The organism is Roseovarius sp. MBR-51, from assembly GCF_053628575.1.
The window spans coordinates 204,972-226,145 of record NZ_JBRJGQ010000001.1 but is presented as its reverse complement, the minus strand read 5'-3'; the positions used below and the strand labels follow the sequence as shown (position 1 = coordinate 226,145).

At 60.4% G+C, this 21,174-nt stretch carries 19 protein-coding genes; 8 read left to right on the top strand and 11 right to left on the bottom strand.

Translation table 11 applies throughout. The features are described 5' to 3' along the window. Nucleotides 1-35 precede the first annotated feature (35 nt). From hpf to ACSSVY_RS01075, 5 genes are all read right to left on the bottom strand, one after another. Entirely contained in the window at nt 36-599 is a 564-nt protein-coding gene (gene hpf, locus ACSSVY_RS01095; protein ID WP_009816986.1) for a ribosome hibernation-promoting factor, HPF/YfiA family, read from the bottom strand. A gap of 242 nt (nt 600-841) precedes the next feature. Beyond that, entirely contained in the window at nt 842-1,600 is a 759-nt protein-coding gene (gene lptB / locus ACSSVY_RS01090; RefSeq protein ID WP_009816985.1) for an LPS export ABC transporter ATP-binding protein, read from the bottom strand. Beyond that, nucleotides 1,597-2,100 (bottom strand): lipopolysaccharide transport periplasmic protein LptA, encoded by a 504-nt coding sequence (gene lptA / locus ACSSVY_RS01085; protein ID WP_454267523.1) that lies wholly within the window; start codon nt 2,098-2,100, stop codon nt 1,597-1,599. The genes lptB and lptA overlap by 4 nt, the downstream gene beginning before the upstream one ends. Further along, nucleotides 2,097-2,711 (bottom strand): LPS export ABC transporter periplasmic protein LptC, encoded by a 615-nt coding sequence (lptC, locus tag ACSSVY_RS01080; RefSeq protein ID WP_454267522.1) that lies wholly within the window; start codon nt 2,709-2,711, stop codon nt 2,097-2,099. Before lptC ends, lptA begins: the two co-directional genes overlap by 4 nt. A 3-nt stretch (nt 2,712-2,714) precedes the next feature. Further along, nucleotides 2,715-3,326 (bottom strand): ribonuclease D, encoded by a 612-nt coding sequence (locus ACSSVY_RS01075; protein ID WP_454267521.1) that lies wholly within the window; start codon nt 3,324-3,326, stop codon nt 2,715-2,717. Nucleotides 3,327-3,536: 210 nt separating this feature from the next. On the opposite strand from ACSSVY_RS01075, the gene ACSSVY_RS01070 reads away from it, so the two are divergent. From ACSSVY_RS01070 to mdoH, 7 genes are all read left to right on the top strand, one after another. Continuing rightward, nucleotides 3,537-5,159, top strand: coding sequence for a thiamine pyrophosphate-binding protein (locus ACSSVY_RS01070; protein WP_454267520.1), 1,623 nt, complete (start codon nt 3,537-3,539; stop codon nt 5,157-5,159). A 10-nt stretch (nt 5,160-5,169) separates the two neighbouring features. Continuing rightward, nucleotides 5,170-6,345, top strand: a complete 1,176-nt coding sequence (locus ACSSVY_RS01065; protein ID WP_454267519.1) for a CaiB/BaiF CoA transferase family protein — start codon at nt 5,170-5,172, stop codon at nt 6,343-6,345. Between the two features lie 77 nt (nt 6,346-6,422). Beyond that, nucleotides 6,423-6,893, top strand: coding sequence for a DUF302 domain-containing protein (locus ACSSVY_RS01060; RefSeq protein WP_454267518.1), 471 nt, complete (start codon nt 6,423-6,425; stop codon nt 6,891-6,893). Between the two features lie 205 nt (nt 6,894-7,098). Then, entirely contained in the window at nt 7,099-8,475 is a 1,377-nt protein-coding gene (locus ACSSVY_RS01055) for a tetratricopeptide repeat protein (protein WP_454267517.1), read from the top strand. A gap of 36 nt (nt 8,476-8,511) precedes the next feature. Continuing rightward, entirely contained in the window at nt 8,512-9,744 is a 1,233-nt protein-coding gene (locus tag ACSSVY_RS01050) for an OpgC family protein (RefSeq protein ID WP_454267516.1), read from the top strand. Continuing rightward, complete coding sequence (locus ACSSVY_RS01045) at nt 9,741-11,246, top strand: glucan biosynthesis protein (RefSeq protein WP_454267515.1); 1,506 nt, start codon at nt 9,741-9,743, stop codon at nt 11,244-11,246. Before ACSSVY_RS01050 ends, ACSSVY_RS01045 begins: the two co-directional genes overlap by 4 nt. Further along, entirely contained in the window at nt 11,234-13,117 is a 1,884-nt protein-coding gene (mdoH, locus tag ACSSVY_RS01040; protein ID WP_454267514.1) for a glucans biosynthesis glucosyltransferase MdoH, read from the top strand. The genes ACSSVY_RS01045 and mdoH overlap by 13 nt, the downstream gene beginning before the upstream one ends. 5 nt (nt 13,118-13,122) lie before the next feature. Here mdoH and ACSSVY_RS01035 read toward each other — a convergent pair whose 3' ends face one another. The 6 genes from ACSSVY_RS01035 to ACSSVY_RS01010 all read right to left on the bottom strand — a co-directional run bounded on the left by ACSSVY_RS01035 (nt 13,123) and on the right by ACSSVY_RS01010 (nt 19,634). Beyond that, nucleotides 13,123-13,965 (bottom strand): alpha/beta hydrolase family esterase, encoded by an 843-nt coding sequence (locus ACSSVY_RS01035; RefSeq protein WP_454267513.1) that lies wholly within the window; start codon nt 13,963-13,965, stop codon nt 13,123-13,125. A gap of 97 nt (nt 13,966-14,062) precedes the next feature. Next, complete coding sequence (locus ACSSVY_RS01030) at nt 14,063-15,490, bottom strand: sulfotransferase family 2 domain-containing protein (protein WP_454267512.1); 1,428 nt, start codon at nt 15,488-15,490, stop codon at nt 14,063-14,065. Nucleotides 15,491-15,496: 6 nt separating this feature from the next. After that, nucleotides 15,497-17,197 (bottom strand): DUF5927 domain-containing protein, encoded by a 1,701-nt coding sequence (locus ACSSVY_RS01025; protein WP_454267511.1) that lies wholly within the window; start codon nt 17,195-17,197, stop codon nt 15,497-15,499. 19 nt (nt 17,198-17,216) lie between these two features. Beyond that, complete coding sequence (locus tag ACSSVY_RS01020) at nt 17,217-18,203, bottom strand: glycosyltransferase family 2 protein (RefSeq protein WP_454267510.1); 987 nt, start codon at nt 18,201-18,203, stop codon at nt 17,217-17,219. Nucleotides 18,204-18,377: 174 nt separating this feature from the next. Next, nucleotides 18,378-18,929 (bottom strand): ActR/PrrA/RegA family redox response regulator transcription factor, encoded by a 552-nt coding sequence (locus ACSSVY_RS01015; RefSeq protein WP_454267509.1) that lies wholly within the window; start codon nt 18,927-18,929, stop codon nt 18,378-18,380. Between the two features lie 75 nt (nt 18,930-19,004). Then, on the bottom strand, nt 19,005-19,634 hold the full coding sequence (locus ACSSVY_RS01010) for an SCO family protein (protein ID WP_454267508.1): 630 nt from the start codon (nt 19,632-19,634) through the stop codon (nt 19,005-19,007). Between the two features lie 89 nt (nt 19,635-19,723). Between ACSSVY_RS01010 and regB the strand changes: the two genes are divergently transcribed. After that, nucleotides 19,724-21,112 (top strand): sensor histidine kinase RegB, encoded by a 1,389-nt coding sequence (gene regB, locus ACSSVY_RS01005; protein ID WP_454267507.1) that lies wholly within the window; start codon nt 19,724-19,726, stop codon nt 21,110-21,112. The last annotated feature ends 62 nt before the right edge of the window (nt 21,113-21,174 follow it).

Sequence of the window (21,174 nt, the reverse complement as noted above, 5' to 3'; positions counted from 1 at the left end):
CTTAGACAAGCGTGTCACCGCCTGTCACCCTCTCGTTATGGGTCAATCCAGCCGATATTGCCGTCCTCACGGCGATACACGACATTGACCGTATCCTTGCCTTGCTTGCGGAACACCAGCACCGGGGCACCTGCCAACTCCATCTGCATGACCGCTTCACCAACCGAGAGCGACGGAATCTTGGTTTCCATCTCGGCGACGATGATCGGTTGCAGGCTGTCGGGCTCTGATTCCGGTTCCACACTATCTGAGGCTAGGATATAGGAGGACGCACCGAAGAGTTCAACCGGTTCCGCCCGCTCGCGGTGATGGTCCTTGAGGCGTCGTTTGTAGCGGCGCAGCTGCTTCTCCATTTTGGCGCAACAGGCATCAAAGGCAGCGTAGATCTCATGCGCCTTGGCGCTGGCCTGCGCGGTCAGGCCGGTGGACAGATGCACGATGGCTTCGCAGACGAATTCGCTGGCGCTCTTGGAGAAAACGACCATCGCGTCAGTCGGCCGGTCCGCGTATTTCGCGACCGCGCTGCCCAACTCATCCTTCACATGAACCTGAAGGGCCTCGCCAATGTCGATCTGCTTTCCACTGATTTGATAACGCATCTCATCTCCTTCGTTTGACAAGCCGGGGGCATGCGCGGCACGCTTGCGCCGCGGGATTGCCTAATCCCGGATGCGGGTACACGACAGGTGTTGAAATTGTCCCAAGACAGGCCCTTGTCGCGGGGGCCATTCGGGGAACAGCGCGAGATCAACACATGTCATAGCTCAATTGACGCGCTTTCCGCGCAGCTTGTCAATCTGATTTCAAGGATAGGGGCGCGGATTCGCCGTGGCTCTGATGCTCAGGAAATCCGAAAGGTGTCGCCCAGATAGACGCGGCGCACGTTCTCGTTTTCCACAACGTCGCGTGGACTGCCGGACATCAGAACCTTGCCGTCATGCAGGATATAGGCGCGATCAACGATTTCCAGCGTCTCGCGCACATTATGGTCGGTGATCAGCACCCCAATGCCGCGTTTTTTGAGATCGGCAACCAGATGCCGAATGTCGCCGACAGAGATCGGATCAACCCCCGCAAAAGGTTCGTCCAGTAAGAGATAGCGCGGATTGGCGGCCAGACAGCGCGCAATCTCGACCCGCCGTCGCTCGCCGCCGGACAGGGCCAAGGCGGGCGCGCGGCGCAAATGCTCGATCGAGAAATCCGAGAGCAGCTCTTCCAGCCGCTCGCGCCGCTTGTGACGGTCACGTTCTGCGATGTCGAGAATCGCAAGGATATTGTCTTCGACCGACAGGCCACGAAAGATCGACATTTCCTGCGGCAGATAGCCGATGCCCAGCTTGGCGCGGCGATACATCGGAAGGCTGGTGACATCCTGACCGTCGATATGGATATGTCCGCCTTCGGGATAGATCAGCCCGGCAATGGCATAGAATGTCGTGGTCTTGCCCGACCCGTTCGGCCCCAACAGCGCCACCACCTCGCCCTGCTTGAGCGAGAGCGATACATCGCGGATCACCAATCGCTTGCGATAGCTCTTGCGCAGGTTTTCAACCACAAGGCCGGCATTTTCATGCGCGAGTGTCAAGTTCGGAGAACTCATTCGTTGCTGCCCGGTTGCAGGATGGTCTTGACCCTGCCGCTGACCTGCGCCGTGCCCGCCGCGGTATCTACGAACACGGTCTCGCCTGTGATCGCATTGGTGCCCTGCACCAAGAGGACGTTGCCGCGCAGTTCAATCATGCCTGTGGTGATGTCATAGTCGGCTCGTTCCGCCTCGGCGGCATCTTCACCACTGACCAGCGTAACGCCCCCTGTTGCCTTCAGGCTTTCGATCCCGCTCTTGTCGGGCAAGTAGACCACAAGCACCTCTGGTGCAGCCAGCCGCATCTCGCCCTGACCGATCACAACATTGCCGGTGAAGGTGGCGGTATTGTCCGCCTGATTGACGCTGAGAGAGTCGGATGTCACCTCGACGGGCAGGTTGCGATCCGCTTGGGTGTTGCCAAAGGCCACCTGCGCGCCCTGCGCCAGTGTGACAACAGGCGATAGAAGCAGCGCGAACGCCAAAATCAAACTGGAAATTCTTGGCACTTGTGTCATTCCCCCGCTTCTTCCGGGCGGTATATCAGCTTGACACCCTCGGTGAAAAGCAATTCCGGCGTAGCGCTCTCGGAGTTGTTATGCAACAGCATCCGCCCTGCCGTCACCTCTCCCAGAGGTCCGGTGGCCTCGACCCGTCCCGGCGTTTCGGCATAGACCTCATCCAGCTTGGCATTCAGCCGCTCGGTGTCGATCTCATAGCCGGTCGACGTGGTGATGTGTACTCGGCCCGTCAAGCTCGCCGTCATGTCACCTTGCTGCATTTCGGCATTGGCAGAGGTGATGTCGATGACTGTCCCTGCGCTCAGCCGCAACTGTGCGGTGATATCCTCGGCAATCAACTGATCGGGCGTTTTGCGGTCGGGGCGTGCGATCTCGGCAGCAAAGGTAATCTCGTCGCCGTCGACCGTCACCCCTGCAAACCGCGGCTTTGTCGCCCCGAGATCCTGAGCGCGTTGTTCCAGATCTAGTTGGTCAATGGGCACCGTTTGCGTCGGATCAACGGTGCGCGAAAACAAAAACAGCGTCGAGAGCAGCCCGAGGGCAGTCAGCGGCAGGATGATTTTCATCCACGCCACGATCCGCGAATAGGTGTTCTGCGCGCGTGCCATTCCTTAGTGGGCGAAGATGTCGATCTCGGGCCATCCGGCCAGATCGAGCAAAGCGCGTTGCGGCAGGAAATCAAAGCAGGCCTGCGCCAACGCCATCCGGTCTTCCCGGATCAGACGTGTGTTCAACTCGTCCCGCAAGCGGTGCAGATAGAGCACGTCCGATGCGGCATAGTCGAGCTGCGCGGACGTCAGGCTTTCGGCGCCCCAATCCGAGCTTTGCTGCTGCTTGGAGATGTCGATGTTCAAGAGTTCTTGCAACAGATACTTGAGCCCATGCCGGTCGGTGTAGGTGCGGATGAGTTTGCTCGCGATCTTGGTGCAATAGACCGGAGCCGCAAGCGCGCCAAAAGCATTGTGCATTGCCGCGATGTCGAAGCGACCAAAATGAAACAGTTTCAGGACATTTGGATCAGTCAGCAGACGCTCCAGATTGGGCGCGCTCGTCTGCCCCTTGGCGACCTGCACCAGATGGGCATGCCCATCCCCGCCCGAAAGCTGCACGACACAGAGCCGGTCACGATGCGGGTGCAGACCCATCGTCTCGCAATCAATCGCGACGACAGAGCCAAGGTCCAGCCCATCGGGCAGGTCGTTCTGATAGAGATGGTTGGCCATTGAAAATCCTTTTGCCCGGAGCGGACCGGGGCCGTGAAACTGGGCGAATAGCCTCGTGATTAGGCGCTTTCTCTTGGTCCCTCAACCCGGATTTAGGTCTGCGGTCACAGGAAAACCAGTAGCGCCCTGTTATTCGCGCCCCGAAGCGGGCTTGCGGTTGCCCCGACCCTCGGCCACAAAGTGCCCAAGGACGAAAGAGGAGCCTGCCCCGTGAACGATAGCCAACAGACCCAGAACCGCGCCGCCGACTATCTTGCACGGCGTCTATACGAGGCGGGGTGCCGCCATGCCTTTGGCATGCCGGGCGGCGAGGTTCTGACCGTGATGGATGCGTTGGCACGGGCCGGGATAGAGGTGACATTGGCGCGGCATGAGAACGCCGCCGCCTTCATGGCCGAAGGCGTCTGGCACCGCACCGGCGCACCTGGCATCCTGCTTGCCACACTGGGGCCGGGGGTTTTGAACGGGGTCAACGCCATCGCCAACGCCCATCAGGACCGTGTGCCGCTGATCGTGATTTCCGGCTGTGTCGATGCCGATGAGGCGCTGACATATACCCACCAGATACTCGATCATGAGGCGGTGCTGGCACCAATCACCAAGGCGACCTTTCGCCTGACCGCCCAAGGGGCCGATATCATCGCCGACAAAGCCATCGGCATCGCCACCGAGGGGCGCCCCGGCCCGGTGCATATCGACGTGCCGATTTCCGTGGCGGATATGCGCGTGACCCTACCGCGCCTGCGCCGACGCCCCGATGCCGTGCCGATGCAGCCCGCTGCCCCTCAGGCGGCGCGCGATTGGCTGACGGCGGCCGAGCGTCCGCTGCTGATCGTGGGCCTTGATGCTGTCAATGAGGGGGCGAGCGCCGCCATCCTCGAGACCGCCGAACGCCTGAACATGCCCGTCATCACCACCTACAAGGCCAAAGGGATCATCCCTGAAACCCATCCGCTCTGTCTGGGTGGAGCGGGTCTCTCGCCTTTGGCGGACGGTATCCTCGTGCCGCTGGTGCAAGAGGCCGATCTGATCCTCTGCGTGGGCTATGACCCCATTGAAATGCGCCCCGGCTGGCGCGAAATCTGGGACCCGGCAGAGGTCAAGGTGATCGACATCGCCGCCGTGCCCAATGATCAATACATGCATCAGGCGACAATGAATATCGTGGGGGCCTGTGCGCCCTCTCTCGCGGCCATTACCCAAGGTGTCCCCCCTCGCGCCACTTGGGTCGGGGGCGAGGTGACAGCGGCGCGTGCGGCGCTGGCGCGTGCCTTTCCCACCGATGACGAGTGGGGCGCGGCAGGGGTCATCGCCGAGGCGCGTGCCGTGTTGCCCGAGGATACCATCGCCACCGTCGATAGCGGCGCGCATCGCATCCTGCTGTCGCAAATGTGGACGAGCTATATCCCCCGCGCCCTGCTGCAATCCACGGCCCTGTGCACCATGGGCTGTGCCGTGCCCCTTGCGATGGGCGCGAAACTCGCCACACCCGAGGCCACGGTCGTCAGCTTTTCGGGCGATGCCGGCTTCCTGATGGTCGCGGGCGAACTCTCGACCGTGGCCGAGCTCAAACTGCCGGTGATCTTTGTCGTCTTTGTCGATGCCAGCCTTGCGCTCATCGAAAAGAAACAGCGTGAGCGGCAGATGGTCAATCTCGCGGTCGATTTCGGCCATCACGATTTCGCCGCCATCGGGCGCGCCTTTGGCGGGCATGGCGTGCGCGTGACCAACCGTGCCGAATTGCGCGCGGCGTTGCAGGCCGCGCAAGAGGCCGACACCTTCACTGTCATCGCCGCCGAGATTGATCGCGGCTCTTACGACAACCGTATCTGAGGAGATGCCCATGCCCGGCCCGTTGGATGGTCTCGTTATCCTCGACCTCAGCCGTATTCTGGCGGGTCCGACCTGCACGCAGCTCTTGGGTGATCTGGGGGCCGAGGTGATCAAGATCGAGAGCCTTGAGGGCGACGATACCCGCCAATGGGGGCCGCCCTTTGCGCTGGATGTCGAGGGCAATCCCACCGATCTTTCGGCCTATTTCATGTCCTCCAACCGCAACAAGAAATCCGTGGCGGTGGACCTGACCGATCCCGAGATGCAGCGCCTTCTGCATGCCCTAGCCGGGCGCGCCGATGTGGTGATCGAGAATTTCAAACCCGGTGGCTTGCGCAAATACGGTCTCGATCACGAAACCCTCTGCGCCGCCTATCCCGGCCTTGTTTATTGCTCGATTTCCGGTTTCGGCCAGACCGGCCCCAACCGCGACAAGCCCGGCTATGATCTCATGGCCCAGGGCTATGGCGGCATCATGTCGATCACCGGCGAGGCGGATGGTGAGCCAATGAAGGTGGGCGTGGGCGTCGCCGATGTGGTCTGCGGCCTTTATGCTTCGACCGGCATTCTGGCAGCGCTGCGCCACCGCGACACGACCGGCGAGGGCCAGCATATCGACATCGCGCTGGTCGATGCCACGATGGCGTGGCTGGTCAATCAGGGGCTCAACTACCTCACCTCCGGAGTTTCGCCCACCCGCGCGGGCAATGCCCATCCCAATATCGTGCCCTATCAGGTCTTTGCCACCGCCGACGGCCATGTGATCGTGGCCGTGGGCAACGACAGCCAATACGCCCGCTTTTGCGATTACCTAGACCAGCCGGATTGGGCCACCGACTCACGTTACGCCACCAATACCGCGCGGCTTGCGCATCGCGACACCCTTGTGCCGATGATTGCCGAGGTTCTGGCCACCCGCACAACGGCGCATGTGATCGAGGGGCTAGAGGCGCGCAAGGTGCCGGTGGGACCCGTCAACACCATCGGTCAGGCGCTGGAGACCGAACAGGCGCGGGCGCGCGGCATGACGATCACGGTGCCAGCGCCGCACACCGCCAAGGGCGACGTGCGCCTCATTGGCAACCCGCTCAAATTCTCGCGCACGCCGGTCAGCTATCGGAGTGCCCCACCCACGACCGGGACCGATACCGACGCAGTGCTTGGACCGCTCAGGCGCGATCTGTAACCTTGCCTCGCGGCCACGTGATTTGCCGCGACTCGAGGTATGTCGTACCCCTCCGGGCACAACCGGAGGACTGTTTCATGCAACGATTTCTGACAATTCTGAGCGTTTTCCTGTTTCTGTCCAGCACCGCAAAGGCGCTGGAACCCCGCGAAGGCTGGGTGATCCACGACACGGCCAAAGGCTTTGACGCGCTGGTCGAGGCGGTGCGCGCAGCGGTCGAGACCGCGCCCATCGCCATTGTCACACAGGCCAGCGCCTCGGATGGCGCGCGCGGGCAGGGGATCACGATCTCCGGCAATCGCATTTTTGGTCTCTACCGCAACGACTATGCCCGCCGCATGTTGGCCGCCAGCGTCGCCGCCGGAATCGAGGCGCCGATCCGCCTCTATGTGACCGAAGAGGTAGATGGCACCGCCACGCTCAGTTATAAAACGCCCACAGCGGTCTTTGCCCCTTATTTTGACGAAGGCGGGGACGATCTCCGCGCGCTCGCGACCGAATTGGATGGTGTTTTCAAAACCGTCGCGCAAACCGCCATTGCCGAGTGAAATTTTGGCGAACTGGTAGGGCTCTCTCCCTGCCTGAGCAAAATTACGCCTATTTTCTAGCGCATTACGCGGCAGCATCTGCAAGATACCTGTCACATTCGCTACAGTGCGGATAACGACTTGGTGAATTAAGCGGCAGGTATGTTGCCGCTGTCACATTTAGCGGGCTAGCTGTGATGCAAAGATATCAGAAGGAATTCGGGTCATGCGTGTAGATCAATTTGGGTATGAGTTGACCATATCATCACCCACCGCTGCCGAGGCTTGGGACAAGATGGTATTGGCCTTTCTTGCCCATGCCGCGAAGACACCCGAATATCTGGGGTCCGTGCTGAGCCAAGAGCCTGATTTTGCGATGGCACATGCCACCAAGGGTCTATTTTTCCTGATGCTTGGGCGGCGCGAGATGACCCAGACCGCGCAAGAGGGGTATCGCGCAGCACAAGAGGCAGCCTTGCGCAGCGCCCCCACGGCGCGCGAGATGGGCTATATCCGAGGGCTGGGCGCATGGCTCGACGGACGTCCCTCCGAGACCGTACGCGAGATGGAAGCGATTCTCACGCGCTGGCCCGAGGATGCGCTGGCGATGAAAATCAGCCATGCTACCCGTTTCATCATGGGTGATGGCAAGGGCATGCGCGCCTCGATCGAAGCGCTGCTTCCCGCCTATGACGCCAAGAATCCAGCGCGTGGTTATCTCTTTGGCTGCCACGCCTTTTCCTTGGAAGAGACGGGCGACTATGCCCGCGCTGAAACCGCTGGTCGGTTGGGCCTGAGCCTCTCGCCTGACGATGCCTGGGGCCTGCATGCCGTGGCGCATGTGTTTGACATGACAGCCAATGCGCGCGCCGGGCTGAATTGGCTGGAAGGGCGCGAACACGCCTGGGCCCATTGCAACAATTTTCGCTACCACGTCTGGTGGCACAAGGCGCTGATGCATCTCGATCAGGGTGAGATTGACGCGGTGCTCGACCTCTATGACACCGAGGTGCGGCGCGATCATACCGACGATTTCCGTGATATATCCAACGCTACGTCCTTGTTGATGCGGCTGGAACTGGAAGGGGTCGATGTTGGTCATCGTTGGGACGAGCTGGCCGATATCTCCGAGCGGCGCACCGAAGATGCCTGTCTGCTCTTTGCCGATCTGCACTATCTTCTGGCGCTCATCGGCGGCAATCGCGATGTGGCCGTCAAGCGTATGCTGGCGCGGATGCACCGCGATGCCAAACAGACCAACGCAGGCGAGCTTTTGGCGCGCATGGCGAATCCCGGCCTATCGGCGGCCACGGGCCTTGAGGCGTTTGGGGAAGGCGATTACAAAACTGCGTTCCTCAACCTTGGACGAGCGAGACGTTCCATGCAACTGGCCGGGGGCAGCCATGCCCAACGAGACGTATTTGAACGACTCACGATTGATGCGGCCATTCGTGCAGGTTTCCTCGATGAGGCCGAAAACTTCTTGCACGAGCGCACCGCGCAGCGCGCAGGCCGTCTTGATTCCTACGCCAGCGCCCGTTTGGAACTTATCTCGGGGTCACGCGTTGACTGGGATGAAGCCGGTCGTTTGCCGGCGGAATAGGCGCGGACTAACTCACGAAAAGGAGCCGACACCGTTATGACGAGTGTTGCAGATCCGTCCATGTTGCATGGCCGCGCCACCGCTGCGGTTGCCAAGCCGGTCGCGAGCACGCGCGACATCCGGCTGGATTTCTTTCGCGGTCTTGCGATGTTTATCATCTTGGCCGCGCATACCCCGCGCAACTTTTTCACAAGCTGGATTCCGGCGCGCTGGGGATTTTCGGACGCCACCGAAATCTTTGTGTTCTGTTCCGGCATGGCTTCGGCCATCGCCTTTGGCCGCACCTTCGACCGCGCGGGCTGGACGCTGGGAACCGGACGTGTGGGCTATCGTGTCTGGCAGGTCTTTTGGGCGCATATCGGGATGTTTTTCGTCATTGCCACGATGCTTGCCGCCTTTGATGTACTGGGCAATTTTGAAAAGAGCTACGTCAGTTCGCTCAATCTTCAGCACTTCTTTGCAAACCCCGCTCCTCAACTGGTCGGGCTGTTCACGCTCACCTATGTGCCAAATTATTTCGACATCCTGCCGATGTACATGGTCATCCTCGTGATGATGCCGGTCGTCATGGCGCTCAGCCGGATCAGCCTCTGGGCGGTGGCGGCGGCAATGGGTTTCACATGGCTCATGGCGCAGCAATTCATCCTCGACTCACTTGGGCTGGGCCATCTTCATCTCGCCTTTCCGGCAGAGCCATGGTCGAATCGGGAGTGGTTTTTTAACCCCTTCGGCTGGCAATTGATCTTTTTCACCGGCTTTGCGTTCATGCGCGGCTGGCTGCCCAAGCCGCCGGTGAACAAAGTGTTGATCGGCCTTGCTCTGGCGCTTGTGATCGCAAATATCCCACTTTCCAACATCGGCGTGCGCGAATTCGGCTTTGAATGGGCCCGCGACTGGCGCGGTGCCAACAACTGGCTGTTCAACAAGTCCGATTTCGGCATCCTGCGCTATGTACATTTTCTCGCCCTTGCATATCTGTGCTGGGCAGCGGCCGGAGAAGGTGGTAACCGCCTCCGCGTCGCAGGCAACGGCATCATCTCTTACATTTGGGGAGTTCTACTCAAAATGATTCTGAAGGTCGGGCAGCAATCGCTGGCGGTCTTCGTCTTCTCCATGGTGTTCGCCCGCTTTTCGGGTTTCGTCATGGACCAGATCGGACGCAATACCTGGAACATCACGCTTGCGAACTTTATCGGGTTCGGGGCGCTTATCGCGGTGGCCTATACCGTAGCTTGGTTTAAATCTCATCCTTGGCGGGGTGCAAAATGATCCGCCGCGATGTTCTCAAATCTCTCGCCGCTCTCGCGATTTGGCCGGGCATGGCCCGTGCTTCGGTTGGCACCGCCTTTTCCGAGTCGGGGCTGCATGAATTGGCCCGTCAAATCGCGGCCAACCCCTATGCCGAGCGTCCCTTCGTACCCGACGCATGGCGTGATCTGACCTATGATCAGTATCGCGGCATTCGCTACAACACCGACAAGGCGATCTGGGCCGGGACTGACACCACGCTCGAATTCGACATGTTTCCGCCGGGCCTCTATTTCCCGCATGCGGTCGAGGTCAACATGGTCGAGAATGGCATCGCGCACAGAATGCCGTTCGATTTCGGGCTCTATGACCTGCATGAAATCGTGCCGGATCTGCCGGTGGATGAGGCATTGGGCTATTCCGGTATCCGCCTGCGGGCAGAGATCGCAAAGCCGGGCTTCTTTCAGGAATACGCCGTGTTCCAAGGGGCCAGCTATTTCCGCGTCATCGCTCGCGATCTCGCCTATGGCCTCTCGGCGCGCGGTCTGGCGCTCAACACCGCCTCACCGGATGGCGAAGAGTTCCCGGATTTCACCCGTTTCTGGATTGAAAAGCCGGCACCGGGCGTCTCCGAACACAAGGTGCACGCCCTGCTGGAGAGTCCCTCTGTCACCGGCATTTACCATTTCACCCTGCGGCCCAACGGCACCACCACAGAGGTCGATGTGCGCTGCACCCTCTGGCCGCGCACAGAGCTTGTGAATGTCGGCATCGCGCCGCTCACCTCGATGTTCTACTTTGATGAGACAAACCGTGGCCGCTTTGACGATTTCCGTCCCGCCGTGCATGACAGCGACGGGCTGAGCATCCTCAACGGCAACGGCGAGCTGATCTGGCGGCCTCTGGCCAACCCAACCTTTATCCAGATTTCCAGCTTTGCGGATGAAAACCCCAAGGGCTTTGGTCTGGCACAGCGCGAGCGAGCCTTTTCCAACTTTGAGGATCTCGAGGCGCACTATCAGGACCGCCCGAGTCTCTGGATTACGCCGGGCGAAGACTGGGGTCAGGGCGCGATCACTTTGGTCGAGATTCCCACCGACAAGGAAATCTACGATAATATCGTCGCCTACTGGAAGCCGCGCACACCACTGGCAGAGGGCTCTGAACACGCGTTCTCGTATCGCATGACATGGACCGACCAGATCGAATCAAGCAAGCCGGTGACGCAGGTGCTTAACACGCGTCTGGGCAAGGGCTTTGCGCAGAATGATCACAAACTCGTTGTCATCGACTTTGCGCCACATCCCGCCTTGCCCGAGGATTACCAAGACCTGATCCCCTATGTGCGGGCCAACACCTTTGAACCCTCGGTGCCGCAGATCCAGCGCAACCCCGATACTGACGGCCCGCGTCTGGTTTTCTCATTCGACCCTGCCGATGTGACGGCAGCCGAATTGCGCGCGCAACTCTACCACCAAGGACAAGCCGTGTCCGAAGTTTGGCTCTACCGATGGACCGTCTGACGCCCTTTCCCAGCACCGGGCTGATGCCCGCGCGTGCCCCTCTGGACCATCCGGTCCAGAGCTTCAGCCGTGTCTATCGCGATCCCAACGCGCCGAAATGGCAACCATCGACCGTGTTTCAATGGCGCCGTGCGGCGGCCTTTCTTCCTGCGATCCTGACCACGGGGGCCTTGGCCTGGGCCTTTGGGGACTGGTTGTCGACGAATGGCATCTGGTGGCTGGAATGGGTGCTGCTGGCCTTTGTCGTGGTTACGTTTTTCTGGATTGCGCTGGCTATGGGCACGGCCACGCTTGGTCTTGCCGTTCACCTCAAACAGCAACGCGCCCGCGCGCAGGCCGCCCCTGAGCCAATGAGCGTTGCACTCCTCGTGCCGATCTATAACGAGGACACGGCCGAGGTCTTTGGCAATGCCAGCGCCATGATGAGTGCCCTACGCGTGGCGCGCAGCGCGCATCGGTTCGAGCTTTTCATCCTGTCGGATACACAGGACACGGAAATCGCCATGGCCGAACAGCGCGCCTATGCCACGCTGCGGGCCACCATGCCACCCGATGCGCCCGTGTGGTATCGCAGGCGCGTGCAGAACACCGAACGCAAGGTCGGCAATATCGCGCAATGGCTCGAAAACTGGGGCGGCGCCTATGAGGCGATGCTCGTTCTCGACGCCGACAGCCTCATGAGCCCCGAAGCGGTGATTGCCCTTTCGGATGAGATGTCCCTTGACCCAACGGCGGGTCTCATTCAATCAGCACCTCTGGTGGTGGGCTCTGACACGCTCTTTGGCCGGATGCAGCAATTCTCGGCCTCGGTCTATGGCACGCTTCTGTCTGAGGGGCTGGCGGGCTGGACCGGCTCCGAGGGCAACTACTGGGGTCACAACGCCATCCTGCGCACCCGCGCCTTTGCCGATTGCGCGGGCTTGCCGCGCATGCCATCGCTTCGAGGCAAGGGCGGGCTGATCCTCAGCCACGATTTCGTCGAGGCCGGGCTGTTGCGCCGTGCCGGTTGGGCGGTGCGCTTCATCCCCACCATTCCCGGCAGCTATGAAGAACCGCCCGCCACCCTGATCGACTATGCGCTGCGTGACCGCCGCTGGTGCCATGGCAACCTGCAGCACCTCAGCCTGCTGGCAACACGCGGTCTGCACCCTGTCTCGCGGTTTCACCTGTTTCACGGCGCGATGAGCTATCTTCTGTCGCCCGCATGGTTCGGACTTCTGGTGATTTGGGCCATTCTGGGCAATGGGCAAGACAGCGTCATCAGCTACTTCTCCATGGAGAATCCGCTCTACCCGGTCTGGCCGGAACTGAGCCGGGTCAGCTCGGTTCTGATCTTGCTCTTCATGTATGGCATGCTGCTGGCCCCCAAGATGCTGGGCGCGCTGGTGATTGGCATGACGGATCGGCATATGACACAATTCGGCGGGGGGCCCCGGTTCACCATTTCGCTGCTGGTCGAAGTCCTCCTGTCGATCCTGTTTGCCCCGATCATGATGGTGCAACAGGTGGTTGCCGTGCTGCGGACCGTTATCGGCATTCGTCCGACGTGGTCGCCACAGGCGCGCAAGGGCGGCGATTACAGTGCCCGAACCGTGCTCAAGTTTCACGCGCTGGAAACCGTGAGTGGGGCACTCTTGACCTTTGGGATGGTGGCCGGCGTGGTGTCGCTCTGGCTCTTGCCGATTGCGATCAGCCTGATCGGCGCGGTGCCGCTGTCAATGATGTCCGGTTTGCGGATGGACCTTCGGCGCGGCCTGTCCGCCGTGATGGCCACGCCCGAGATGGTCGATACTCCGCCGATCCTGCAACTGGCGCGCAACCACCGGATGATGTTCCGCCATCCTGAGAGCCCACCGATCGCCGCTGAGTGAGCCGATTACTGGCCCGGCCCGTCCAGTGTCTCGAGCCAGTCGAGCGCAAACGTACTCCAGCCTTTCGGCACCGTGTGCCCCCCGTCAAACAGAGCGAATTCCAGCGCTGAGCCGGGGGTACAGCGGGTCCAGATACGCCGCCAGTAGTTCCCCGTTGTCTCGAACCGATCCGCGCGATGATTCTCACAGCCATTGGCCGCGCGCCACAGGCCCATGGCGTGAAATACGTCGCCTTGCGCAAAATCGCGCCCCATGACCTGCCGGATCACCCGCCCTTCTAGCGGCACCACCTCGTCGCGCCAGCCATGCGTATGCAAGAGACGCACAGGCCCGGCGCAGCCCGTCGGATGTGGCCGCCAAAAGCTACCGGATACCGGCGCATAGGCGCTGAACGCCTTGGGCGTAGCGCAGGCGATATAGCTGGCCAGCGATCCACCGATAGAGAACCCTGCCAAGAGACTGTGTTTGGGGTCGATGTCGAACCGCATAGCGGCATCCTGCATCACCTCTTGCAGAAACGCCGCCTCATCCCGTTGCCCCGGGAAATCCGGGTGGAAATTCCAGCTCGGACGATTGCGCCCCGGACGGATAAGGCCATTGGGCGCAATATAAGCATAGCCGCGCGCGGTCGCCTCCCGTGCCGTCTCACCCTCGACCATTTGGCCACCACGCCCGCCATACCCGTGCAGAAACACCAGCACCGGATGCGGCCCCGGCCCCTCGGGCAGGGCAATGTGATAGCTGCCCGTCGCTGTTTCGCAGGGCGTGTCAGGATCGCCGCAGAGCGGCGCGGCGGCCAACGGCCCGGCGAGGCCCAGACAGAGGGCAAGAACAGAGACGAGGCGCATCAGAGGCTCCGGTCAGCGAAAGGTTGCCCCAAACCTCCCATATTCAGCCGCCCCTGCACAGAGCGCCCGCGTCACCCTTGCGTGAGGTCCGGTGGAATCACGCCCAGTCGCCGAAACCAAAGGTCATATAGTCGCGCAAATAGGCTTCGCGCGTGAGCGTCTCGATCTCGGCATCGTAAATCTCGGCCAAAGCAAACGGCCCGGTGTCCTGAACGGCGGGCGGCGCTGGCGGCTTGGGATAGCCCACTTGCCGCGCCAAGGCTGCCAGATAGCCCGCCATTTCCGCTTCGCGCACCACCATGTCGGGCAGGGCAAATTCTGTCAGCCCTTCCAGCACGGCGGCCTGCGTCGCCCAATGCGCATCCACCCTTATGCCGGTCTGCCCCGCCAGATTGGCCTTGAGAAACTTTAGAAAGGCGGCAAAGGCCTGCTTATGCGCCACGCGATCATAGCTCTCGTCCAACTCTCCTTGGGGGATCGGCAGCTTGTGGAAATTGCGCAACGTACGGCGAATGTCGCGATAGCATCCCGGCCCCTTGATAAGGATCTTGTCGCAAAAGGCGGCATGCGCCCGCGCCACCGGATGCCGCAACACGGTAAAGCGCCGATGCCCCGGCTTGCGCCGCATCCATTGCCGTAGCGCCTTTTGATTGAGCTTTGTGGGCAGCGTCTCTACTGGCACAGTGTCGAGGGCGGCCAGCCACGCGCACACCTCGGCCTCAGGACCAGAGCGCACCGGCATATAGAGCAGAGGCGCACGCGCGCCGCTCACGAAACCGGGCACCGCCGCCCCGCGCCGTGCCTCGAAATTGGGTGTACGCGTGAGGTTGAACTGGTCGAGGCCCGCCAGCGCCCGCTCCATCTCTGCAAAATTCTCGACCTTGCTTTCCAGCGGCTCCGGGTTCTGCTTTTTGAGCGAGGCATCCAGCGCCTCTAGCCGCGCCGCGCAGCCCAGATAGCGCGCCAGACCGTTCATCACCTCAAGGCTCTGCAAATCCTCATAGGCAAGGTAAAATCCCGTCTGCCCGGCCGCTTGTAGGCGGTTGAGCAAGAACACCTGAAATGCCTGCAACCGTCCGACATGCAACTCGAACTCGGCCGGATCAAAAGTGATCTTGCTGTCGCGGCGGCGCTTGACGTTGGTCAGTTTCCATTGCCCGGTTGCTTGCGCGATTTTCCACGACACATAGCTCTCGACCGGGTTGCGCGTCAGGATGACCTTGGCGCAGCGCGGATCGTTCAGCATCAGGTCCAGAATGCGCGGATCGTGATCATGGAAATAGCGAAACCCACCAATCCCTTGCGACTGTCCTTTGATTGCGCCGATCAAGCGCTCTGGCACCTCGTCGCGCTCGGCCTGTGTCAGACCCAGCAACTCGGTCTTGTTGGGATAGCCGATGAAATGCGGATTGAACGCCTCGCCATGGCATTCGATGCCGTCAAAGGAATTGAGGTTGGTTTCCAGAAAATTGGACCCGGTGCGCATCTCTGCGAACACCACGAAATAATCAAAAATGGCTGTCATTCGACCTTATCGCACAAGATAGGGTTTGCGGGGATTGCTCTGCGGTTCGATCAGCCCCTGCTCAACCGGGAAATCCCCCATCACATAGGGATGCATGCCCTGATTCTTGAGATTTTGCAGGAACTGGCCAAAGCCGGTCAGATCCGCCATGCGCGGGACCTCGGCCAAACCGCGTAGGTTCTGCTGCCCGATCTCGTCAATGATGGTCTGCAATGGCTCCATCGGGGCCTCGATGAATTCGGCCATGGTCCAGATCCGCACCCGCGCCTTGATCCATTGCGAACGCAGCACCTCGAGATGCTTGCTCTCGATCCTTTGCAGCACCGCAGCCTCTCGCCGAATATCCGAGAAATTGGCGTTGGATTTGAACAGCGGCACCGCCCAAGCGCCAGAGATCACCGAAACCTGCGCATTCGGATCGCGCGCAATGTGCCACTCGATATCCTCAAAGACATCGCGCGGTCCAAGCTGAAAGCATTGCCGCTCGCCGCGCGTGTTCCAGATCAGGCTCGCCAAAAAGGCGCGCGGATTGTAATCGCGCAGCGCTGCACTGTCCGAAAGCGCGCCGTTCATCACCGTCTGACCATCCGAAAACTCGGCCCGTTCAGACGCAAAGAGATGGCCATGCACCCGCATGCCCGTCATCCGCGCCAACCACGGCTGGAAATTCTCAAAGAGGTCGCTAAACCCCTCGAACACCGAATAGGGCGCGCAGGTCAGCCCATTTTCCCGCCCCTCTACCGGAAACCGGCTCTGCATATAGAGACCGGGACGTCCGCGCGTGCGCCGATCGACGGCCTTGGCAAAAATGCGGTCGATCTTGCCGGGATTCGGTTCTGTCCGCTTCATCGCACTGGCCTGATCGGTCAGGAATGCTTCGTAGAGGCGGTCGGCAAAAGGCCAGATCTTGCGCGCGACAAAACAGTCGGAGCGCCGCAAGAGTTGCAGGTGATCGTCGTAGAAAATATGCGGCTTGCCCTGATAATCGAACTTGGACAGCGTCAGTGACCTGCTCTCGATCTGACGGGAGTATTGCCGTGCCAGGGTCTGAAAATAGCTCTCGTCCGGAATCCAGACTTTGGAGAAATAGCGGTCATAAACCCGCCGATCCGGATCTTCGAGAATGGCCGACAGGGTCTGACGCGTCAGACACCACCACTGGCTGCCCATATGCGGCACGATGCCGTTGGGGATGCGCCGCTTGAACCGCACCAACCGTTGCATCGCCACGTATTTGTCAAAGAGATACCGGTTCTTGCGCCATGAGAACGGAAAGCGCAGGGTGAACCGCTCCTGATCCAATCCCCCGATGGTCCAGGGCACATCCGCCGTTGTTGCGCTCTCGATGAAATCGGTATGGGGCCGTTTTGCGAGGTAGTCGATCAGTTCTTGCACCGGGCGCAAGGGCAGGCAAGAACCGGAGGCAAGATAGACATGCCGCACATCCTTGAAATCACGCAGCATGATTTCCGCAGCCCCCTGCGTCGCGGCGACAAGACCCCAAGTGCCCCATTCACAGCGATGACGTGGGGCAAAGCGCACATCGGTCATATCCGAAAGCGCCTGCACAAAGGCATTGTAGCTCTTGCGAGGCACCGCCTTGTCGACATGGATCACCAGCGGACAGCCCGATGCCGCCCAATGGCGCGCCACCTGTTCGGCGCGACCAAAGGCCGTGTGAACCAGCATGATGATGCCTACGCTCATCGAGTCACTGCCCCTGTGATCATGCCCAATTTCCTTTGGACATGAGCCCGAGAATTTCTAATTGCCGCCAGTTTATATATTTTTCCGACCATTTACACCAAAGTTCGGGATTGTCCTTCACAATCTCGGCATAGGCTTTGTATTCGACACTGCCCGAGTAATGTTGGCGGCGCGTCAGCTCCTCGGCGGCCTTGACGGTAAAGGTGTCGAGGAACTTGGCGTGCAGCAGGATGCCGCTGGCCTTTTCCCCGCCCCATTCGTCATAGGTCAGGTTCAGACCGCGCGGCAAGATCATGTGGGTCGAGCTTTCATAGGCATAGCGCCTGTCCCATTTGACCAAAGGTGTCTTGTTGAGCGCCGGTGCCTTCTTGGGATTATCCGGGAAAAAGACCCGCGCCCGTGGTCCGCCCTGAATCCAGAGATTGCCGTAGAACTTGTTTTTCTCAACGATGTAATTGCCGGGATCAAACCACGCGGCGATCTCCATCGGGTTTTGTCCCGGCTGATAGGGCACGGCGTCAATCCGCCCCTTGGGATACATATCGAGCAGCATCGCCCCAAAGGATTTCACCTGAGAGGTATCCAGCCAGTCGGTCAGCGCGCGAATAGGCCGCGTGTCGCAGAAAGGATAAATAAAGAACTCGTCGGGATCGACCACCAGAGTCCAATGGCCATGGCCATATTTACCCTGAAGCCAGTTGAGCCAATCGACGCCAAATCGCGACCGCTTGTAGCTCGATTTCGTGGACCAGAGCGATACGTCCTCTTGGGCCGCAAGATATTCTGCGCCGCCATCGGTGCTGCCATTGTCCACGATCAGGAAATGCGAAATCCCCAGCTCTCTGTAATAGCGCAGAAAATAGGGCAGGCGGATATGCTCATCGCGCATCGTCGAGAACAGAAGGACATCGCCCGGCTTGATCCGTTCGGTGCGGTTGATGACCGGAGTCAGTGAGAAATGCTTGCGGAACGCGCGAATTTTCGCACGTTTGCGTCGCAACCGCATCCGATATGACTGCCATGCCCCCAAAGATTATGCCCTGCTGCCCGCTCTGAATTGCTCAACATTAGTCCTTCAGGATTAATACGAGCTTTTCTGAAACAATCTTAGCTAAAAATAGAGTCTGTTGTCTCAAAGTGACCAGAATACAAACATAACGAGATTTTAGATCGTTAGAACCTACTTTGGGGATCGCTTTGCCAAGATGCGCTGCAATGTACGCCGATGCATATTCAGACGCCGAGCGGTTTCACTCACGTTCCGATCGCACAGCTCATAGACCCGCTGAATATGCTCCCAACGCACCCGGTCCGCGCTCATCGGGTTCTCGGGCGGCGGCGGCAATTCCGCACCATTCGCCAAAAGCGCGTTGGTTATGTCGGTGGCATCTGCTGGCTTGGACAAATAATCCGTGGCCCCGATCTTGACCGCAGCCACCGCGGTCGCAATCGCGCCGTAGCCCGTCAGAACCACGATCCGGCTATCGGGCCGCTTTTCGCGGATCACTTCGACCACGTCGAGCCCGTTGCCATCCTCCAACCGTAGGTCACACACCGCATAGGCGGGGGGACGTGCCGTGGCAATTGCGCGCCCAGCGGCGACCGATCCGGCGGTTTCAACCTCAAAACCGCGCTTTTCCATGGCCTTGGCCAGACGTTTCAAAAATGCCTCGTCATCGTCAACAAGCAGAAGCGACCTGTCTTCACCGATGTCCTGCATGTCGTCGGCCATGCCGATCCTCCTGTTGCGCAACGCTGTCGTAGGTTCTAGCCCGCTGCATGACCTGCGTCAAACAAACGCGCTATTCTAGCTTGCGTCAATGAAACATTGAACGCGATCAGCCATTTGCTCGGGGGTCACGTCGCGGCGGAAAAACTCGACAAAGCCGTGCTGAGGCAGAGACAGGTAGGTCATGGTGGAATGGTCCACCAAATAAAACTCTTCCTCGCCCTCGGTCGGCTTATGCGCCTGAAAGAAGGTGCGATATGCCTTTGAGGCGGCGCGCACCTGTTCTTCGCTGCCCGTCAGACCCAGCATCCGGGGATGCAGATACTCGGTGTACTCAGCCATCACCTCGGGCGTGTCCCGCTTTGGGTCGATCGAGATGAACACCGGCTTGACCATCGCGCCCCGCTCCTCCAGCAGATCGACCGCTGCCGCGTTGCGCGCCCCGTCCAAGGGGCAGACATCCGGGCAGAAGGTGTAGCCGAAATAGATCAGAGCGGGTTGATCAATCACCTCTTTGTCTGTGACTGTCTCGCCGGTCTCGCTGACAAGGGTGAACTCTCCACCGATCTGTGCAGCCCCGCCCGCCACATTCGACGCCCGGCATTGCGCAAACGGGTCATTGCCCGTCTTGCCCATCGTGATGACATAGGTGATCCCCAAACCGAAGATCAAGACAGCAGCGGCAGAAATGGCGATCAGGCGGGTCATGGGATGTCCTTGCGTTCGAACGGGCAGAGTGCAACGTTCGGCCTATGTAACATCCCCTCCCCCGCATGCAATGGGACGCAGGCGCACATATGGCTCATCCCTCCCCTGATCTGTTCAAATCCCGCGAACGTGGCAATTGGATCCGGCTGCGCACGCTGGTCCTGTTGCGCTGGTGGGCCATCGTGGGTCAGGCGACGGCGCTGATCATCGCCGAACGGGTCTATCACCTTGATCTGGAAATCGGCCTCTGCTTTCTGGTGATCGGGGTTTCCATCACCAGCAATCTCGTCGCTGCCTTCGTCTTTGCCGAAAACAAGCGCTTGTCGGAGCAGGATACCTTTCTGGTCGTGCTCTTCGACATGCTGCAACTGGGGCTCTTGCTCTATCTCACCGGCGGGCTGCACAATCCGTTTTCGATCCTGATCGTGGGGCCGGTCACGGTGTCGGCCTCGGCGCTCTCGGGACGCTCGACCGCCTTTCTGGGTGCGATGGCGATCATGATCGTCACACTCCTGATGCAGTTCTACCTGCCGCTGCGGCTTCAGGATGGGTTCGTTCTGGCGATGCCGGATGTGTTCCGCTTTGGCAACTGGGTGGCCATTGTCATCGCGGTCCTTTTCCTTGGGGTCTATTCGCGCTGGATCGTGCAGGAAATGCACGCCATGTCCGACGCTCTGCAAGCCACGCAAATGGCGCTCGCTCGCGAGCAGAAACTGACCGATCTGGGCGGCGTGGTGGCCGCCGCCGCGCATGAATTGGGCACGCCGCTGGCGACGATCAAACTGGCCAGCGCGGAGCTGGCCGAGGAACTGGCCGATCACCCGGACCTGCGCGAGGATGCGCTCTTGATCGTGCAGCAAACCGACCGGTGCCGCGACATCCTTCGCTCCATGGGTCGCGTGGGCAAGGATGATCTGCACCTGCGCAGCGCGCCCCTGACCGCGCTCATCGAAGAGGCGGCAGAGCCGCATGTCGACCGGGGGAAACGGATTCATTTCGATCATGGCGAAGGCGCTCTGATCACCCAGCCCACCGTGCTGCGCCGCCCCGAGGTGATCCATGGGTTGCGCAACCTGATCCAGAACGCCGTGGATTTCGCGCGCGAGAATGTATGGGTCGAGAGCGGCTGGACCGAAGATGCCATCACCCTGCGGATCATGGACGATGGGCGCGGCTATCCGCCGGACATGCTGGGGCGCATCGGCGATCCCTTCATCCGCCGCCGTGCGCCCACCAGCGATCCGCAGCGCCCGGAATACGAGGGCATGGGATTGGGACTCTTTATCGCCAAAACCCTGTTGGAGCGGTCAGGCGCCGATCTCACCTTTGCCAACGGCTCGGACTCGTTCCGCACGCAGGTCAGCCATGCAACGCGCACCGGGGCATTGGTCGAGGTTTCATGGCCCCGCAACGCTATCGAGGCCCCATCAGGCGCGCTCAACCCGGCCTTGGGAGTCAACCAGCCTATTCGCGGCTGATCCCGACTGACGTTAATCGCCCTTTAACCACTCTGCGCCAAGTTCGCTCTCAGGAACAGCCT

Excerpts from the sequence above, each read along its gene's own strand:
- hpf (WP_009816986.1), bottom strand. The coding sequence starts at position 599 with ATGCGTTATCAAATCAGTGGAAAGCAGATCGACATTGGCGAGGCCCTT.
- lptB (WP_009816985.1), bottom strand. The coding sequence starts at position 1,600 with ATGAGTTCTCCGAACTTGACACTCGCGCATGAAAATGCCGGCCTTGTG.
- lptA (WP_454267523.1), bottom strand. The coding sequence starts at position 2,100 with ATGACACAAGTGCCAAGAATTTCCAGTTTGATTTTGGCGTTCGCGCTG.
- lptC (WP_454267522.1), bottom strand. The coding sequence starts at position 2,711 with ATGGCACGCGCGCAGAACACCTATTCGCGGATCGTGGCGTGGATGAAA.
- ACSSVY_RS01075 (WP_454267521.1), bottom strand. The coding sequence starts at position 3,326 with ATGGCCAACCATCTCTATCAGAACGACCTGCCCGATGGGCTGGACCTT.
- ACSSVY_RS01065 (WP_454267519.1), top strand. The coding sequence starts at position 5,170 with ATGCCCGGCCCGTTGGATGGTCTCGTTATCCTCGACCTCAGCCGTATT.
- ACSSVY_RS01060 (WP_454267518.1), top strand. The coding sequence starts at position 6,423 with ATGCAACGATTTCTGACAATTCTGAGCGTTTTCCTGTTTCTGTCCAGC.
- ACSSVY_RS01055 (WP_454267517.1), top strand. The coding sequence starts at position 7,099 with ATGCGTGTAGATCAATTTGGGTATGAGTTGACCATATCATCACCCACC.
- ACSSVY_RS01050 (WP_454267516.1), top strand. The coding sequence starts at position 8,512 with ATGACGAGTGTTGCAGATCCGTCCATGTTGCATGGCCGCGCCACCGCT.
- ACSSVY_RS01045 (WP_454267515.1), top strand. The coding sequence starts at position 9,741 with ATGATCCGCCGCGATGTTCTCAAATCTCTCGCCGCTCTCGCGATTTGG.
- mdoH (WP_454267514.1), top strand. The coding sequence starts at position 11,234 with ATGGACCGTCTGACGCCCTTTCCCAGCACCGGGCTGATGCCCGCGCGT.
- ACSSVY_RS01035 (WP_454267513.1), bottom strand. The coding sequence starts at position 13,965 with ATGCGCCTCGTCTCTGTTCTTGCCCTCTGTCTGGGCCTCGCCGGGCCG.
- ACSSVY_RS01030 (WP_454267512.1), bottom strand. The coding sequence starts at position 15,490 with ATGACAGCCATTTTTGATTATTTCGTGGTGTTCGCAGAGATGCGCACC.
- ACSSVY_RS01025 (WP_454267511.1), bottom strand. The coding sequence starts at position 17,197 with ATGAGCGTAGGCATCATCATGCTGGTTCACACGGCCTTTGGTCGCGCC.
- ACSSVY_RS01020 (WP_454267510.1), bottom strand. The coding sequence starts at position 18,203 with ATGCGGTTGCGACGCAAACGTGCGAAAATTCGCGCGTTCCGCAAGCAT.
- ACSSVY_RS01015 (WP_454267509.1), bottom strand. The coding sequence starts at position 18,929 with ATGGCCGACGACATGCAGGACATCGGTGAAGACAGGTCGCTTCTGCTT.
- ACSSVY_RS01010 (WP_454267508.1), bottom strand. The coding sequence starts at position 19,634 with ATGACCCGCCTGATCGCCATTTCTGCCGCTGCTGTCTTGATCTTCGGT.
- regB (WP_454267507.1), top strand. The coding sequence starts at position 19,724 with ATGGCTCATCCCTCCCCTGATCTGTTCAAATCCCGCGAACGTGGCAAT.